The organism is Kitasatospora sp. NPDC127060 (genome assembly GCF_042724935.1).
Classification (GTDB): domain Bacteria; phylum Actinomycetota; class Actinomycetes; order Streptomycetales; family Streptomycetaceae; genus Kitasatospora.
The window spans coordinates 1-16,967 of sequence record NZ_JBHXEG010000013.1 but is presented as its reverse complement, the minus strand read 5'-3'; the positions used below and the strand labels follow the sequence as shown (position 1 = coordinate 16,967).

Sequence of the window (16,967 nt, the reverse complement as noted above, 5' to 3'; positions counted from 1 at the left end):
TGCTGCCTCTCTACTGGTACTCGTTCGCTGGTACTCGTCTGCTGGCACTCGTCTTCTGGTACTCGTCTGCACTGACGCCCGGGGCAGGTCCGGCGCGGACCCGGCCGGCCGTACGACCGTGGCCGGGGTCGGCGCCGGACCCCGGTCTCAGAAGCTGCAGACGCGCCCGCAGCTGGACCAGCCGTCGCAGGTGCTGTTCAGCACCGCGGCGGTCACGTAGAGCTCGTCGGCCGGCTCGCCGGCCGGGTGGACCGACCCGCCCTGACCGAGGGTGAGCCGGAAGTCCTCGTCCTTCAGTGCGCGAACCTGCTCAGCTGTGGGCTGCATGATGCCTCCTGCAAGCGTTCGGGTCTGGCACGGGTGTGCCGGTCCGGGATCCTGACAGCGCCCCACCCGTCACACCAGGGGCACGCGTCCCGGCGGTACGTGTTTCGGTCAGGATCGAACCAACGCCCCGGCGGCCGCCGCGCCCCCGTTCCACCAGGCCGGGCCGGGCCCGGCTCCGCCGTCCGGTCGTTCGGGCGGCCCGGTACGGCCCCGGGCGGCCCGCCACGGCCCCGCAGGTGGCCGAAAAACGGCCGGTTGCGCCCAGGTGAACCGGGGCCCTGGTTTGAACCCCCGGCTCCTGTGGCAGCGCCCCGCGCCGAGGGCCACGATGGAGACCCGAGCGACCCCACCCCGATCGGAGTGCGATGAGCGAGCAGCACAACCTGGTTCTGCTGACCTTTCCGGACACCACCTCGTGGCGGCTCGCCTTCGACGGTGCCCAGCACCTGCCGGGGCTGCGGATGGCGGCGGCGCTGGAGCGGAGTGCGGACGGGGTGCTGGAGATCCGGGACACCTTCACCCGGGGCGCGGGGGTGGCGACCGTCGGCTCGGGGGTGGTGGGCGGCCTGGTGGGGCTGCTCGGCGGGCCGATCGGGGTGCTGCTGGGCTTCGCGGCGGGTGCGGCGCTGGGCAACGCGGCGGAGGAGCACATCGCGACGGAGGCCGGCGCGGCGCTGATCGTGCTGTCGCCGCGAGTGCCGGACGGCGGGGCGATGGTCGCCCTGGAGGTGCGGGAGTCCTCGCCCGGACCGGCCGACGAACTGGCCGCCGAGTACGGGGCGTCGGTCGAGCGGATCGACGAGCACACCTTCACCGAGCAGGTCCGCGAGGCGGAGCGGAAGGCCGACGAGCAGCGGGACGAGGAGCAGCGGGACAGCCGGGCCAGGGCCGGGGAGCGGAAGGCCGGGGAGTCCTGAGCCGCTCAGGCCATCCGGTACGGCACCGGCATCGAGCCCGTCCGTCCGGTCCTGCGCGAGGCGGCCGGCACACGTGTCACTCCGCGCGCAGGGCGTCCACCGTCCGGGCCCGGGCCGACCGGACGGCCGGGAGCAGGGCGCCGAGCAGGGCGAGCAGCACACCGCCGAGGCCGAGCAGGGCCAGGATCGGGGTGCCGAAGACGTCCAGCGCCGTCGCCGGGATGTCCAGTCCGGCGCTGTGGCCCATGGCGGGCACGGTGAGGCCGTGCAGCAGCAGGCCGACCGGCAGGCCGATCGCGCCGCCGACCAGCCCGACCAGGAGCACCGAGGCGAGCACCACGCCGACGGTCTGGGCCGGCGTCATGCCGAGCGCCTTGGCGACGCCGGTGTCGCGGCTGCGCTCGCGGATCTCCAGTACGACGGTGTTGAGGACGCCGAGCCCGGCGACCACGACCAGCAGCACGGTCAGGGTGGCGGTGAGCGAGTCGAGGGCGAGGATCGAGTCGGCGGAGTGCTGCGGGACGCCGTCCTCGGCGGTCTGGCCGAGCGGGGCGAGCGCGCCGCCGAGGGCGGTGGCGTAGGCGGTGCGGTCGGTGCCGGGGCGGAGCTTGACGAACCACTGGTCGGGGACGGGCGCGGTGCCGCTCGGGAGGCCTCCGGCGTCGGTGAACAGCTCGTTGGTCTGCACGTGCGGGTCGAAGACCTCGCCGACGATCCGGACGGTGACCGGCCGGCCGTGGTCGGTGAAGGTCACCCGGTCGCCGAGCCCGATCGAGGCCGCGGCGAGGAAGGTGTTCGGGGCGACGGCCTCGCCGGGCCCCTGGTACCAGCGGCCGGCGACCATCCGGTACCCCGCCCAGGAGGAGTCGCCCCGGAAGGTGGTCAGCGCGGTGCTCCCGGCCACACCGGGGACGGTGACGTCCTCGACGCCGACGCCGTAGTAGGCGGCGGTGCCCGGCTGGGCGGTGAGCGCGGCGGTGACGGCGGCCGGATCGGCCGGGGCCGGCTTCACCGGGGCGGCCCCGGGTTGGACGGCCGGTCGGACGGGCGTCACCAGGACGTCCGCGCTCGCGTGGTTCTTGGCCTCCTGCACCCAGCTCATCGTGCCGCCCATGCCGACCGCGAAGGTTGCCGAGGCCGTCCCGAACAGCACGGCGGCGAGCATCCCGGCGGCCCTGGCCGGGCGGGCGAAGGGCTGGGCGAGGCCGAGGCTGACCGGCCGGGGCAGCGGCAGCCGGGCGGCCAGCGCGGCGACCCGCCGGGCCAGGGCGTCCCGCCTGGTACCGCCCGCCGTACGGCCGACGGCCAGCGCGTCAACGGTGCGCAGCCGACCGGCCCGGGCGGCGCCCGCCCAGGCGACCAGGGCGACGGCGGCGAGGGTGCCGCCGGCCACCGCGACGTCCACCCAGGGGGCGATGCCGGAGGCCTTGGTGCCGTAGAGGTTTCCGGCGGTGGCGAGCACCGGCACGGCCAGCAGGTTGCCCGCCACCACCCCGAGCAGGACGCCGACGGTGGCCGGGACCAGCGCCTGGGCGACGTAGGCGCGCACCACCTGGGCCGGGGTGCAGCCGATCGCCTTGAGCACGCCGATCCGCCGGGTGGCGGTGCCGACGGCGCCGGCCACCACATTGCCCGCGACCAGCACCGACATCGCCATGCCGAGCAGGCCGAAGGCGACCATGAACGGCAGGACCAGCGCGGTGTTGCGGTCCGATCCCTGCTTGGCGGCGAGCCAGGACTGGGCACCGGTCAGTGCCCCGGCAGGTGCGGCGGCGGCGACGGCGGTCCGGTCGGCGTCCATCGCACCGGTGGTGGCCGCGTCGGCGAAGCGGTAGAGCAGTTCGTAGCCGGGGGTGCTGCCGGGGGCGGTGAGGGCGGGGATCGCCTCGGGCGTCACCCAGGCGTCGGCGGTGCGGCTGACCGAGCGGGCGAAGCCGACCACCTTCAGGGTGGGGGCGCCCGGCAGGCCGGGCAGGCGCAGGGTGCCGCCGAGCGGCACGTTCTGGTTCAGGTACGAGTCGCCGATCGTCACCTCGCCCGGCTTGGTCGGCCAACTCCCCTCCGTCAGCTGGACCTTGTCGATGCCCTCGGCGGCCGGGGCGCGGCCAGCGACGGTCATCGGGTCCATCGTCGCCCCGACCGGGACGCTGGAGCCGGGGCCCGGCTCGGGGTCGACGGTGACGGTCCGGAAGGGGCCGGCCGTCTCCGTCACCCCGGCGGCGTGCGCGGTGGCGGCGAGTTGGCCGGCGGTCACCCGGGTGCCGTCGAAGCGCGCGGTGAGGTGGGCGCCGTGCTGGCCGTCGAAGGCCTGGTCGAAGGGGGCCTCGGAGGCGACCAGCAGCGAGCCGCCGAGGACGGAGCAGGTGGTGGCCACCAGGGCGGACAGCCCGATGGCGATCGACTGGGTCCGGCGGCGCCGTACTCCGGCGCGAACGACCCGGCTCAGCGCACTCATGCGCCCACCTCGCTACGCTCGGCAGGCGCTTCGCGCAACACGCACCCCTTGATGATTCGCTCGCTTCGCTCACTCATGCGCCCACCTCGCCACGCTCGGCAGGCGCTTCGCGCAACACGCACCCCTTGATGATTCTCCCCCAGCCTTCGGCCGGGGGGACCCCCATGCTTCGCTCACTCATGCCGCCACCGCCGCGGTGTCCGACTCAACCCGGCCGTCCCGCATCCGGACGGTCCGGGTGGCGCAGTCCTCGGCGAGGGTCAGGTCGTGGGTGACGATCAGGATGGTCTGGCCGTCCTGGTGCAGCTCCCGGAACAGCTCCTTGACGTCCTCGCCGGAGGCCGAGTCCAGTGCGCCGGTCGGCTCGTCGGCCAGCAGCAGGGGCGGATTGTTCATCAACGCCCTTGCCACCGCCACCCGTTGGCGTTCGCCGCCGGAGAGCCGGCCGGGGTGGGCGCGGGCGTGCCGGTCGATGCCGAGCGACTCCAGCAACTCGGCGGCCCGCCGCCGGGCCCCGGCCCGGGGGACTCCGGCCAGTTCGCCGGCCAGCACCACGTTGTCGGCCACCGTCAGGTCGTCCAGCAGGTTGAAGAACTGGAACACCATGCCGATCGTGCCGCGCCGGTACTTGGCCGAGCCCTTCTCGTTCAGCCGGTCCACCCGGACCCCGGCCACGGTGACCGTCCCGGCGCTCGGCCGGTCCAGCCCGGCGACCAGGTTCAGCAGGGTGGACTTCCCGCTGCCGGACGGGCCGAGCAGCGCCACCGACTCCCCCGCCCGGACGCTCAGCGTCACCCCGTCGAGCGCCGCCCGCGCGCCCTCGTAGCGGCGGCTCACACCGCTCAGTTCGATCACCGGATCGTTGTTCATGTCCCCGCTCCTCGTGCTGTCCTGCCTGGTGACGAGGACGAAGGTACGGACGGACGGCACCGCACCGCGTCCGCCGCCGGCCGCAGGTTCCGTACCGCGTCGGGCGTACGGCCGCCGGCGTCATCCTTGCGAGGTAGTCGACCGGTGTACCGGCCGCCGCCGCTCGCGGGGCTGTCCCGGGCGACGGCCGACCGCCACAATGTCCCGGTGATCAACCACCCCGCGGTACAACGGCTGCTCGCCGGCGCCCGCCCGGGCGGCGGCGCGGGCGGCGCACCTCCCCCACCCCGGCCGACCCGGCGCGGCCAGGCCTTCGACCTGGCCCTGGCCCTGTTCCTCTCGTTCACCTCCGGCCGCTACGCCGCCATCGCCGGCGGCCCGAACGACCCCGCGTGGACCGGGCTGTTACTGCTGGTGCCGCTCCTCCCGCTGCCGCTGGTGCTGCGCCGGCGCCACCCGCTGGCGGTGCTGTGGACGGTGCTGCCGGCCGCGCTGCTGGTGCGGGGGCAGTCCGAGGACATCGCGTACTCGGCGGGCGTGGCGGTGATCGTCGCCGCCTACAGCGCGGCCGGGTACGGGCGCCGCACCGCCGCACTGCCGGTGAGCCTGGCGGCCGCCACGGCCGCGCTCGTGGTGCTGTTCGACTCCGCCAAGCTGCCGCACTTCCCGAACTCGGTGGTGGCCGTGCTCGTCCTGGTACCGGTGTTCGCGGTCGCCTACGAACTGCGGATGTGGCGCCGCCGGGTGGAGCAGGGACGGGAGCGGCTGTCCGCCCTGGAGCGCGAGCAGCTGACCGCGCTGGACCGCGCGGTGGAGCTCGAACGGGCGCGCATCGCACGGGAGCTGCACGACGTGGTGACCCACAACGTGAGCATGATGACGATCCAGGCCGGGGCCGCCCGCAAGATCCTCGACACCGCCCCGGACAAGGCCCGCGAGGCGATGGCCGCGGTGGAGTCCGGCGGGCGCGCGGCGATGACCGAACTGCGGCACGTGATGGGCCTGTTGACCATCGACTCGGGCGCCGGGGAGGATCCGGCAGCCGATGCCGACCTCAGCCCGCAGCCCGGCCTGGGCCGGCTGGACGCCCTGGTCGAGGGCGTCCGCCGGGCCGGACTGCCGGTGGAGTTGACCGTGTCCGGGCAGCGGCGGACCGTCCCGCCCGGGGTCGAACTCGCCGCCTACCGGGTCGTCCAGGAGGCGCTCACCAACACCGTCAAGCACGCGGGCGGCGCCGACGCCGCGGTGACCGTCGACTACGCCGCCGACCACCTGCGGGTGGAGGTCACCGACACCGGCGGCCGCCCCACCGGCGCCGCCGCCACCGGCAACGGCCGCGGCCTGCTCGGACTGCGCGAACGCCTCGCCGTCTACGGCGGCACCCTGCACACCGGCCCCCGGCCGCGCGGTGGCTACCGCGTCACGGCCTCGATACCCCTGGAGAGTTGATGGCCACCGGAGAGAAGGAGCGGCCGCTGCGCGTGGTGGTCGCCGACGACCAGGCGCTGGTCCGGATCGGCTTCCGGCTGATCCTGGAGTCCGAGGGGATCGAGGTGGTCGCCGAGGCCGAGGACGGCGAGCAGGCCGTCGCCGCCGTCCGCCGGAGCAGACCGGACGTGGTGCTGATGGACATCCGGATGCCCGGACTGGACGGCCTGGAGGCCACCCGGCGGATCCTCGCCGAACGCAGCGCCGACGCGCCCCGGATCATCATGCTGACCACCTTCGACCTGGACCACTACGTGTACGCCGCGATGGCCGCCGGGGCCAGCGGGTTCCTGCTCAAGGACGTCACCCCGGAACACCTGGCCGCCGCCGTCCGGCTGGTCCGCACCGGCGACGCGCTGCTCGCTCCCGCGATCACCCGCCGCCTGGTGGAGCGCTTCGCCCGCCCGGCCGCCCCGGACGCGGCCGCCCCGCACCGCGAACTGGCCACCCTCACCCCGCGCGAGTTGGAGGTGATGGGGCTGCTCGCCCGCGGCCTCAGCAACGCCGAACTCGCCGCCCGGCTGCAGCTCTCCGAGGCGACGGTGAAGACCCATGTGGCCCGGATCCTGGGCAAGTTGGGCCTGCGGGACCGCGCTCAGGTGGTGGTCGCGGCGTACGAGACCGGGCTGGTCAGCGTGGGAACGCCCGGAACGCCGTGACGACACGCGCGGGGCACCGTGACGACACGCGCCGGCGCACCGTGACGACGCGCGCGGCACCGTGACGACGTACGGGAGCCCCGGGGGTTCGCACCCCCGGGGCTCCCGACTACCTCAGCGGTGTCACACCAGGTCGAAGCGGTCCGCGTTCATGACCTTGACCCAGGCCGCGACGAAGTCCTCCACGAACTTCTCCTTGGCGTCGTCGCTCGCGTACACCTCCGCGACGGCCCGCAGCTCGGAGTTCGAGCCGAAGACCAGGTCTGCGCGGGTGCCGGTCCACTTGACCGCGCCGGAGGCGTCCCGGGCCTCGAAGGTGTGGGAGTCCTCCGAGGTGGACGACCAACTGATGCCCAGGTCCAGCAGGTTGACGAAGAAGTCGTTCGTCAGCACGCCCGGGGTCTCGGTCAGCACACCGTGCGCGGACTGCTGGTGGTTGGCCCCCAGCACGCGCAACCCGCCGACCAGAACGGTCAGTTCGGGCGCGCTGAGGCCCAGCAGGTTCGCCTTGTCCAGCAGCAGGAACTCGGCCGGCAGCCGGTTGCCCTTGCCGACCCAGTTGCGGAAGCCGTCCGCCTTGGGCTCCATCGCGGCGAAGGACTCGGTGTCGGTCAGCTCCTGCGGGGCGTCCACCCGGCCCGCCGCGAACGGCACCTCGACGGCCAGCCCGGCCGCCTTGGCCGCCTGCTCGACACCGACGCCGCCGGCCAGCACCACCAGGTCGGCCATCGAGACCTGCGTGTCGCCGGCCTGCGCGTTGAAGTCGCGCTGCACGCCCTCCAGCGCCCGCAGCACGGCGGCCAGCTGGTCCGGCTCGTTGACCTCCCAGCCGGCCTGCGGCTGCAGCCGGATCCGGCCGCCGTTGGCACCGCCGCGCTTGTCGCTGTTGCGGAAGGAGGAGGCCGCCGCCCAGGCGGTGGAGACCAGTTCGGAGACCGACAGCCCGGTGGCCGCGATCCGCCGCTTGAGGTCCGCCACGTCCGCGGCGCCGACCTGCTGGTAGGAGACGGCCGGCAGCGGGTCCTGCCAGAGCAGCTGCTCGCTCGGGACCTCCGGACCGAGGTAGCGCACCACCGGGCCCATGTCGCGGTGGGTGAGCTTGTACCAGGCGCGGGCGAAGGCGTCGGCGAACTCCGCCGGGTTCTCCAGGAAGCGCCGGGAGATCGGCCCGTACACCGGGTCGAAGCGCAGCGAGAGGTCGGTGGTGAGCATGATCGGGGCGTGCCGCTTGGCCGGGTCGTGGGCGTCCGGCACGGTGCCCTCGCCGGCGCCGTCCTTGGGCTTCCACTGGTGGGCGCCGGCCGGGCTCTTGGTGAGCTCCCACTCGTAGCCGAACAGCGTCTCGAAGAAGCTGTTGTCCCAGGTGATCGGGGTGGCCGTCCAGATGCCCTCGAGGCCGCTGGTGATGGCGTCGCCGCCGACGCCGGTGCCGTAGCGGCTCTTCCAGCCGAGTCCCTGCTGCTCCATCGGCGCGTCCTCCGGGTCCGGACCGACGTTGTCCGCCGGGCCGGCGCCGTGGGTCTTGCCGAAGGTGTGGCCGCCGGCGATCAGCGCGACGGTCTCCTCGTCGTTCATCGCCATCCGGTAGAAGGTCTCGCGGATGTCGCGGGCGGCGGCGACCGGGTCCGGATTGCCGTTGGGGCCCTCGGGGTTGACGTAGATCAGGCCCATCTGCACGGCGGCCAGCGGGCTCTCCAGCTCGCGGTCGCCGGTGTAGCGCTCGTCGCCCAGCCAGGTGGTCTCCGGGCCCCAGTAGACGTCCTCGTCGGGCTCCCACTCGTCGACCCGGCCACCGCCGAAGCCGAAGGTCTCGAAGCCCATGCCCTCCAGGGCGACGTTGCCGGTCAGGACGATCAGGTCGGCCCAGGACAGGCTGCGCCCGTACTTCTTCTTCACCGGCCAGAGCAGGCGGCGGGCCTTGTCCAGGCTGGCGTTGTCGGGCCAGCTGTTCAGCGGGGCGAAGCGCTGCTGCCCGCCGCCGGCGCCGCCGCGGCCGTCGCTGATCCGGTAGGTGCCGGCGCTGTGCCAGGCCATCCGGATCATGAAGGGGCCGTAGTAGCCGAAGTCGGCCGGCCACCAGTCCTGCGAGGTGGTGAGCACCTCCTGGATGTCCCGCTTGACGGCCGGGAGGTCGAGGGCGGCGAACGCCGCGGCGTAGTCGAAGTCCGCGCCGAGCGGGTTGGCGACGGCGGGGTTCTTGGCGAGGATCTTGAGGTTCAACCGCTCCGGCCACCACTGGCGGTTCCCGCCGCCCTGGGTGGGGTGGAGCGCGCGCCCGTGGTTGACCGGGCAGACGCCCGCGCCCGCCTCTACAACGGTTGCATCGTGGTTCTCAGACATGGGAATCCTTCCCTAGAAAGGCGGATCACGGTGTCTATCTGCTACCTACGGCACCTAGTGCTGCTATCCGGATACTGCCGATACCCAGGCTAGCGCCGGAGCCGATCCTACGATGGACGTGATCCACGTCAAGAAAGACACCAAACCCATATCCGGTCGGGAGCCGGAATCCCCGGGATCCGCGTTGGTAAACTCCGGTCTTCCCCGTGACCTGAATAGGTGAACCGTTATGAGTGACCTGCTGGAGCGGCTGCGCGAGCGCGGCTGGCGACTCACCTCCCAGCGGCGTGTCGTGGCCGAGGTCCTGGACGGCGAGCACGTGCACCTGACCGCCGACGAGGTGCACGCCCGGGCCGCCGAACGCCTCCCGGAGATCTCCCGCGCGACGGTCTACAACACCCTCGGTGAGCTGGTCACCCTCGGCGAGGTCATCGAGGTGTCCACCGACGGGCGGGCCAAGCGCTACGACCCCAACGCCCACCACCCCCACCAGCACCTGGTCTGCACCGGCTGCGGTGCCATCCGCGACGTCCACCCGGTCGGCAGCCCGCTCGCCGACCTCCCGACCGACCAGCGCTTCGGCTTCACCGTCTCCGGCGCCGAGATCACCTACCGGGGGCTCTGCCCCACCTGCGCGGGCTGACGGCGCCCCCCGCTCCGCCGCTGCCCGCTCCCCTCCACTGCCCGTGGCCCGTGCGCCCGTGCCCCCGCGCGTTCGCGCGTTCGCGCGTTCGCGCGTTCGCGCCAGGCCGTGGCAGGCCGTGGCAGGCCGTGGCAGGCCGTGACTCCGCCCTCGGCTCCCGACGAAGGAGGCTCTGACCAGCGGCGATGCGGTCGGTAAGATGCGCCGGGGGTTCATTGCGGCGGGCAGAGGGGGGAGACGGCCGGTGGCTGGTTTGCGGTTCGCGGTGCTGGGGCCGGTGCACGGGTGGCGCGACGGCGGCGAGCTGACGCTCGGGGCGCCGCAGCAGCGGAGCCTGCTGATGTCGCTGCTACTGCGGGCCAACCACCCCGTACCGGTCGGCCAGCTGATCGACGACCTGTGGGGCGAGGAGCCGCCCGCAAGGGCCTCGGCCGTGATCCGGACGTACGTCCACCGGCTGCGCCGCGTCCTCGGGCCCGCCCCGCTGACCTCGCTCGGCGGGGGCTACCTGCTCACCCTGGACGCCGGCGGACTGGACACCCACCGCTGCGAGGAGCTGATCGGCGAGGCGAGGGAACTGCGGCTCGCCGGGGAGCACGCCGTCGCCGCCACCACGCTCCGCTCCGCCCTGGACCTGTGGCGGGGCGAGCCGATGTCCGGACTCCCCGGGCCGTACGTCGAGCGGCAGCGCGCCGAGTGGGCCGAACGCCGGGTGGCCGTCCTGGAGTCCTGTCTGGAGGCCGAGGTCGAGCTCGGCCCGTCGGGCCGGACCGTCGCCGAACTCACCGCCGCCGTGGCCGAGCACCCGCTCCGGGAGCGCTTCGCCGAGCTGCTGATGCTCGCCCTCTACCGGACCGGCCGGCAGGCCGATTCGCTGAGCGTGTACCGCGCCACCGACCGGCGGCTGCGGGCGCAGCTCGGCGTCGCCGCCGGGCCCGGCCTGCGCGAGGTTCAGCGCCGGATCCTGGCGGCCGACGCCGCCCTGATAACGCCCGCGCCGTCCCGGACCGGCACCGCCCCGGCCCGCCCGTCGCACCCGGCCCCGGTACGGCCCACCCAGGTGCCGGCCGACCTCTCCGACTTCACCGGCCGCGAGGCGCAGACGGCGGCGCTGCGGACCGCCCTGCTCGCCCCGGACGCCATGCCCGTGGCGACGGTGTCCGGCCTGGGCGGCGTCGGCAAGACGGCCCTGGCCGTGCACGTCGCGCACGGCCTGGCCGACGACTTCCCGGACGGCCAGCTCTACGTCGACCTGCACGGCGCGGACGGCCGCCCGACCCCGGCCGAGGAGGCCCTCGGCGCCGTCCTCCGCTCGCTCGGGATGCCCGCCGACGCGCTGCCCACCGGGCTCGCCGAACGCTCCGCCCAGTTCCGCTCACTGCTCTCCGGCCGGCGCGTGCTGGTGGTCCTCGACAACGCCCGGGACGCCGAGCAGATCAGGCCGCTGCTGCCCGGCCGACCCGGCTGCGCGGTGCTCGTCACCGGCCGGGTCAGGCTCGGTGCGCTGCCCAACGCGCACGTCGTCGAGCTGCCGGCCTTCGACCCGCAGGAGGCCCTCGACCTGCTCGGCCGGGTGATCGGCGAGCAACGGCTGCGGGCCGAGGCCGACACCGCCCTGGAGTTGGTCCGGCTCTGCGGCCACCTCCCGCTGGCCGTGCGCATCCTCGCCGCCCGCCTCGCCTGCCGGCCGGGCTGGACCATGGCGCGGCTGCTCGACAAGCTCTCCGAGAACCGCCGCCGGCTGGACGTGCTGCGCACCGGGGACCTCGCCGTCGAGTCGGCGTTCCGCTTCGGGTACGACCAGCTGGATCCCGAACAGGCCCGCGCCTTCCGCCTGTTGGCCGTGCCGGAGGTGCCCGACCTGTCGCCGGGCGCGGTCGCGGCGGTGCTCGGCCTGCCCGAGGACGAGGCCGAGGAGCTGGCCGAGTCGCTGGTCGACTGCTCGATGTTGGAGACCGCGCCGCCGGACCGCTACCGGTACCACGACCTGCTGCGCGCCTTCGCCCAGCGGCTCACCGGCCCGAGCCCGGCGGCGGACCACCCCGCCGCCGTCCTCACCCGACTGATGGTCCACCACCACGCCGAGACCGTCGCGGCCCTCGGCCCGTCCGCCGCCCGCGCCGCCCTGCCCGGCGCCGGTGCACCGGCCGCCCCCGACGCCCGCGCGGTGGTCCGCGCCCGCCGCGAGTACCAGGGCATCGGCGCCCTGGTCGGCCAGTACGCGGGCCTCCCGGACCCGGCCCGGCTCGACCTGGCGGCCGAACTCCTGCTCGACTGCAGTCTGTTGTGCGACACCGGGCAGGCCACCCGGCCGCTCGGACACTCGGCCAAGGTGCTGCTCCAGGCCGCCCTGCGGCAGGGCGACCGGGGCGCCGAGGTCAGCGCACGGCTCGTCCTGGGACGCCTGCTGACCGAGGTCGGCTCCGAACCCGCCGCCCTCGGCGAGCTGCTCCGCTCCCGCGACCTGTGCACCGCCCACGACCTGCCGGGCCCACTGCTCGCCCTGGCCCACGCCTCCCTCGCCGCCCTGTTCGTCCAGGTCGGCCGACCGGCCGACGCGGTCGACGGCTTCACGGCGGCGATCTCGGTCCGGGAGCGGCTCGGCGACCGGCGAGCGGTGGCGGGCGAACTGCTCAACCTGGCGGGCGCGTTCACCGAGCTCGGCCGGTTCGAAGCGGCGGTCCGGGTGGTCGACCAGTCCCTACTGATCTGCCACCAGCTCGCCGACCGCGAGCTCCAGTCGCTCGCCCTCGAATCGCTGGGCACCATCGCCCACGACCGCGGCGAGTTCGAGCAGGCCCTGCGCCACCACCGCGGCGCCCTCGACCTGCTGCGACCCGACGACCTGCGCCGGACGGGCCGCACCCTGCTGCGCCTCACCGAGTCGCTGCGCGCCCTCGGACGCGGCGCCGAGGCGGTGGAGACCGCCGACCGGGCGGTCGAGGTGCTGACCCTCGACGGCGACCGCCGGGGCCGCGGCCTGGCCCTGGCGGCGCTCGGCGACGCGCTCGCCGACCGCGCCGCCGACGACGACGAGGGCGCGGCCCGGGCGTGCCGGTCGGAGGCGTACGACATCCTGTCCGCCATCGCCTCCCCCGAGGCCGACCGGCTGTCCGCCCTGATCGGCCTCGGCCGCCCCGCCGACCGGCCCCGGCGGCAGTGGCCGTCCTGGCTGCCGGGGTAGCCCCGGCCGAGGCTGCCGGGTAGCCCCGGCCACCGCGGCCGCCAGGTGGCCTCAGCCACCGGGGCGGCTCAGGAGATCGCCCACACCTGGCCCTTGGCGTTCGAGCACGCCGACACCCCGGCCCAGTAGCCGACGCCGTAGGACGTCAGGCACTCCTTGCTCCAGTCGTTGACGATCAGGTACCCGCCCTCGACCGGCACCAGGTCCCAGATCTGGTTCTCGGCGGCCGGTGGATTCGTCCAGATCTGCACCTTCCGGGTGCCCTTGTCCAGGTCCAGCACCTTGGTGTAGCCGCTGGCGCCGTTGCGCAGGTAGTACTTCCCGCCGGCGATCTTCTCCAGCCGCCAGGTCTGGGCCAGCGTGCCGTTGGCGTAGTAGGTGTTGATCCCGTTGCCGTCCTCGTTCTTGGACTGGTAGTTGTCCAGCGCGGCGCCGTTGGCGGTGATCTGCGTGGCCGTGGTGGGCAGTTGCGGCGCCGGCGGCTGGGTGGGCCGGGGCGACTGGGTGGGCTGCGGCGTCGTGCTGGGTGTGGCCGGTTCGGAGGTGGCGGGCGGGTTGGGCGGGGTGGGTTCCCGGGTGGCGGGCGGGGGCTGGGTGGCCGGGTCGCGGACGGCGGGCGGGGCCGGGGCGGTGGGGACCGGCGCGGGCGGGGCGGGGTTCGGGCCGGCGGCGGGCACCGCTGGCGACGGACCGGGAACGGCCGGGGTCGGCCCGGTGACCGGCCCGGGTCCGGCGTCCGGAGCGGGGCTCCCGGCACCCGCCGACGGGCCGTCGGACGGCGCCGGAGCCGTCGCGGCACCGGTCTGCGGCGCGGCGAGCGGACGCTCCTCCGTCAGCGCCGAGATCGGCATGCCCGGCACGCCCGGCACGCCCGGGTCGGCGACCCCGGCGGCCGAGGCTCCGGCCGGAGCGGCCTCCCGGTCGGGCCGGATCACCGTCGCCCCGGCGGCCCCGCCCATGCAGAGCAGCACCAGCGCCGTCACCCCGACCAGCGCGCGCGGGCCGGGCCGGGTCCGCGCCGTACGAGCGGCGGCGACCGGTCTCGACCGGGGCCGCTCCGGGGCCGCCGGCACCTCCTCCCCGACCGCCGCGAGGGCCTCCCGCACCGCCGTGGCCATGGCCGCCGCGTCGGACCAGCGTTCGCCGGACTCCTTCGCCATCGCCCGCCCGACCAGCGCCCGCACCGGCGCGGGCACCTCCTCGGGCAGCGGCGGCACGGGCTCCGTCAGGTGCTTGAGGATCACCTCCAGGGCGGTCTCCCCGTCGAAGGGAAGCTGCCCGGCCAGGCACTCGTGGAGGACGACGCCGAGCGCGTAGAGGTCGGCGGAGGCGGTGACCGTCCCGGTGGACGCCTGCTCCGGCGCCTGGTACGCGGCGGTGCCGAGCACCACCCCGGGGACCGTCAGCCGGGCGTCGCAGCCCGGCCGGGCGATGCCGAAGTCGGCGATCACCGTCCGGTCGCCACGGACCATCAGGTTGGCCGGCTTGATGTCCCGGTGGACCACCCCGGACTCGTGCGCGACCTCCAGGGCCTCCAGCACCTGGAGCGCCAGCTGGAGCGCCTCCGCGACCGGCAGCGCACCGCGGCGCTCCAGCACGGCGCTCAGCGGCTCACCGTCGATCAGCTCCATGACCAGGTACCCGACCGAGCGCTGCCCGTCGATGGTGTCGTGCCCGTAGTCGTACACCCCGACGATGCCCGGGTGCCGCAGCTGCGCCATGACGCGGGCCTCGGCGTGGAAGCGCTCGGCGAAGCCCGGCTCCTCCAGCAGGGCCGCCTTCACCAGCTTGACCGCCACCCGGCGGCCCAGGACCTCGTCCTCGGCGAGCCACACGTCGCCCATCGAGCCGCCGCCCAACCAGTCGACCAACCGGTAGCGGTCGGCGAGGACGGTGTCACGCATGGTTCTCCTCGAATCGAGCCCGATGACCGGAGCGGATCCGGGGACCGCCCGGCTCCACGGGCGTGCCCGGCTCCGTGGCGCCCCCGAAGATCGTGACTCCGACAAATAACTACTGACTTGCCATCCTATGAACGACGCTTGGCCTGGACCATTCCGCCCCCACGCTCTCCCCCACCCGCCGATCCACCCGCGACCGCCCACGTCAACGCCCGTGTCGAAGCGCTCATCGAGGCGCTCCACGCCCCCGCCGCGCGAGGACGAGGGCCCGGCGCTATCGCCAGCGGATCCGCAGCTCCTTCAACCCGTTCTGGAAGTTGGAGACCAGCCGCCTCGGCGGCGGGCCCGGGGCGAGCTCCAGGCCGGGCAGCTCGGCGGTGATCCGGCGGAGCATCACCGACAGCTGGATCCGGGCGAGCTGGGCACCGACGCAGAAGTGCGGGCCGTAGCCGAAGCTCACGTGGTCGTTCGGGGTGCGGGCGATGTCGAAGCGGTCCGGTTCGGGGAAGACGGTCTCGTCGCGGTTGGCGGAGGCGTGGTAGACCACCACCTTGTCCCCGCGCCGGATCGCCTGCCCGGCCAAAACCACGTCCCGGGTGGCGGTGCGCCGGAACTCCAGGACCGGCGGCCAGAACCGCAGCAGTTCCTCCACGGCCGAAGCCGTCAGTTCGGGCCGCCGGCACAGCTCGCGGTACTGGTCGGGGTGGCCGAGCAGCGTGTACAGCCCGCCGGGCAGGCCGTTGCGGAGCGTCTCGTTGCCAGCGACTCCGAATAGAAAGAACATTGTCTCGAACTCGGCAACACTCAGTCCTGCCTCCCGCATGCGGGCGACCATGGTGCCCGGCGACGGCTGTTCGGCGAGCGCGTGGGCATACGCGAACATGTCGGTGAGAGCCGCCCGCGAGCGCGGGTTAACCAGCCGTCCGTCCGGCGCGGTGCCGACGACGGGGCGGTGAGCGAGCGCGGCGCGTCCCGCGTCGGTGAGCCGGGACGGATCGGCGGTACTGGACTGGGCGTAATCGGGGTCCTGGTAGCCGATCACGCGGTTCGACCAGTCGACCAGCAGTTGCCGGTCCTGCTCCGGTACGCCCAGGATGCGTGCGAGCGTCCACACGGGCAGATCGGCGACGATGGGCACGAAGTCCACCTCACCCAAGGGGTGGATCGCGGCGATGAGTTCTGCTGCGCGACGCTCGATGTCGGTGGTCAGGTCGTGCAGCGCACGCGGGGTGAAGGCGGCGGCGACGGCACGGCGCAGCCGGGAGTGGTCCGGCGGGTCCTGGTTGAGCATCATGGTGCGGGCGAAGTCGAGGTCAGCCGCCGAGTCGGGGTCGCGGATCTGGGTCGCACCGAGGTTCGAGGAGAAGTCCTCCGGGCTGCGCAGCACGTGCTTCACGTCGGTGTGTCGCAGCACCGCCCAGTACCCAGGCCCGGCCGGCCACTCCCGCACCGCCGGCTCCTCCACCCAGCAGACCGGTGCCTCGGCCCGCAGCTCACGGAACAGGTCGTACGGCACACCGTCGGCATACGTCTCGGGGAAGAAGATCTGGTTCACGTGCGCCTGATCGATGCTCATAACGACCGACCGTACGCCGCCCCCCGGCGGCCCACCAGCACCTGGTTGAACGAGCTCCGGCTATGTCCGGAGAAGGCTCAAGGGCGCGGTAACTGCCCTATGCAGTAGGATAGTTGGTGATCATGTTCCGGTGTCCACTTGACTACGGCCGGACTCGAGGACGTTGACGAAGATATGGGTGATCCTTCTCAAAGAACCCCTGTGACCCTTCCGGGCGCGACCCCGATCCGCCTCACCGAAAGACGACTCGACGTCATCCCAATCCGGCATCGCGGCCTGCCGGAACCGGTCCGGCAGGAATCCCGGGAGCGGAGCACCGGTTTCGTCCGGCATGGCTCGCCACCCGTCCGTGGACGCCCGTTCCCGTCGATGCCCTTCCCGCGGACGAGGCCGGCAGGTAGTTCTCGACCGGGTTGTCGAGGGCGATCCTGCCCTCGCCGACCAGTTGCAGCACGACCACCGCGGTGAACGTCTTGGTGACGCTGCCGATCCGCACCTGGCCGTCCCGGGGTACCTTCGCGCCGGTGACCCGGTCCCCGGCCCCCGCGGTGTAGGTACGGGTGCGACCGGCCGCGTCACGGACGGCGGCCAGCGCGCCGGGCACGCG

Annotated in this window: 11 protein-coding genes and 1 pseudogene; 5 read left to right on the top strand and 7 right to left on the bottom strand. The window is 74.1% G+C overall.

The window, feature by feature from the left end:
* Positions 1 to 147: 147 nt before the first annotated feature.
* Positions 148 to 327, bottom strand: coding sequence for a hypothetical protein (locus ACFWIS_RS10425; RefSeq protein ID WP_380459662.1), 180 nt, complete (start codon positions 325 to 327; stop codon positions 148 to 150).
* Between the two features lie 365 nt (positions 328 to 692).
* Between ACFWIS_RS10425 and ACFWIS_RS10420 the strand changes: the two genes are divergently transcribed.
* A complete protein-coding gene (locus tag ACFWIS_RS10420) occupies positions 693 to 1,244 on the top strand; it encodes a hypothetical protein (protein ID WP_380459664.1) in 552 nt (183 codons plus the stop codon).
* Between the two features lie 76 nt (positions 1,245 to 1,320).
* Here the strand turns inward: ACFWIS_RS10420 and ACFWIS_RS10415 are convergent, their stop codons facing one another.
* A complete protein-coding gene (locus ACFWIS_RS10415; RefSeq protein WP_380459666.1) occupies positions 1,321 to 3,699 on the bottom strand; it encodes an FtsX-like permease family protein in 2,379 nt (792 codons plus the stop codon).
* A 177-nt stretch (positions 3,700 to 3,876) separates the two neighbouring features.
* Positions 3,877 to 4,569 carry an ABC transporter ATP-binding protein gene (locus ACFWIS_RS10410; protein WP_380459668.1) on the bottom strand — a complete coding sequence of 231 codons (693 nt, stop codon included), beginning with the start codon at positions 4,567 to 4,569 and terminating at the stop codon, positions 3,877 to 3,879.
* A gap of 207 nt (positions 4,570 to 4,776) precedes the next feature.
* Between ACFWIS_RS10410 and ACFWIS_RS10405 the strand changes: the two genes are divergently transcribed.
* Both ACFWIS_RS10405 and ACFWIS_RS10400 read left to right on the top strand, forming a co-directional pair.
* The gene (locus ACFWIS_RS10405) at positions 4,777 to 6,018 is read left to right on the top strand and encodes a sensor histidine kinase (protein ID WP_380459670.1); all 1,242 of its coding nucleotides are present in this window, start codon (positions 4,777 to 4,779) and stop codon (positions 6,016 to 6,018) included.
* Complete coding sequence (locus tag ACFWIS_RS10400) at positions 6,018 to 6,716, top strand: response regulator (protein WP_380459672.1); 699 nt, start codon at positions 6,018 to 6,020, stop codon at positions 6,714 to 6,716. The genes ACFWIS_RS10405 and ACFWIS_RS10400 overlap by 1 nt, the downstream gene beginning before the upstream one ends.
* 123 nt (positions 6,717 to 6,839) lie before the next feature.
* Here ACFWIS_RS10400 and katG read toward each other — a convergent pair whose 3' ends face one another.
* A complete protein-coding gene (gene katG / locus ACFWIS_RS10395; RefSeq protein ID WP_380459674.1) occupies positions 6,840 to 9,056 on the bottom strand; it encodes a catalase/peroxidase HPI in 2,217 nt (738 codons plus the stop codon).
* Positions 9,057 to 9,285: 229 nt separating this feature from the next.
* Here katG and ACFWIS_RS10390 point away from each other — a divergent pair, with 229 nt between their 5' ends.
* Positions 9,286 to 9,699: a Fur family transcriptional regulator gene (locus tag ACFWIS_RS10390; RefSeq protein WP_380459676.1), complete on the top strand. Its 414-nt coding sequence runs from the start codon at positions 9,286 to 9,288 to the stop codon at positions 9,697 to 9,699.
* A gap of 244 nt (positions 9,700 to 9,943) precedes the next feature.
* Positions 9,944 to 12,883 carry a BTAD domain-containing putative transcriptional regulator gene (locus ACFWIS_RS10385; RefSeq protein WP_380459678.1) on the top strand — a complete coding sequence of 980 codons (2,940 nt, stop codon included), beginning with the start codon at positions 9,944 to 9,946 and terminating at the stop codon, positions 12,881 to 12,883.
* Positions 12,884 to 12,951: 68 nt separating this feature from the next.
* Here the strand turns inward: ACFWIS_RS10385 and ACFWIS_RS10380 are convergent, their stop codons facing one another.
* From ACFWIS_RS10380 to ACFWIS_RS10370, 3 genes and pseudogenes are all read right to left on the bottom strand, one after another.
* Positions 12,952 to 14,787, bottom strand: a complete 1,836-nt coding sequence (locus ACFWIS_RS10380; protein ID WP_380459680.1) for a protein kinase — start codon at positions 14,785 to 14,787, stop codon at positions 12,952 to 12,954.
* A gap of 271 nt (positions 14,788 to 15,058) precedes the next feature.
* Positions 15,059 to 16,360: a cytochrome P450 gene (locus ACFWIS_RS10375; protein ID WP_380459682.1), complete on the bottom strand. Its 1,302-nt coding sequence runs from the start codon at positions 16,358 to 16,360 to the stop codon at positions 15,059 to 15,061.
* 362 nt (positions 16,361 to 16,722) lie between these two features.
* Positions 16,723 to 16,967: pseudogene (locus tag ACFWIS_RS10370) on the bottom strand (serine hydrolase); the annotation flags it as partial.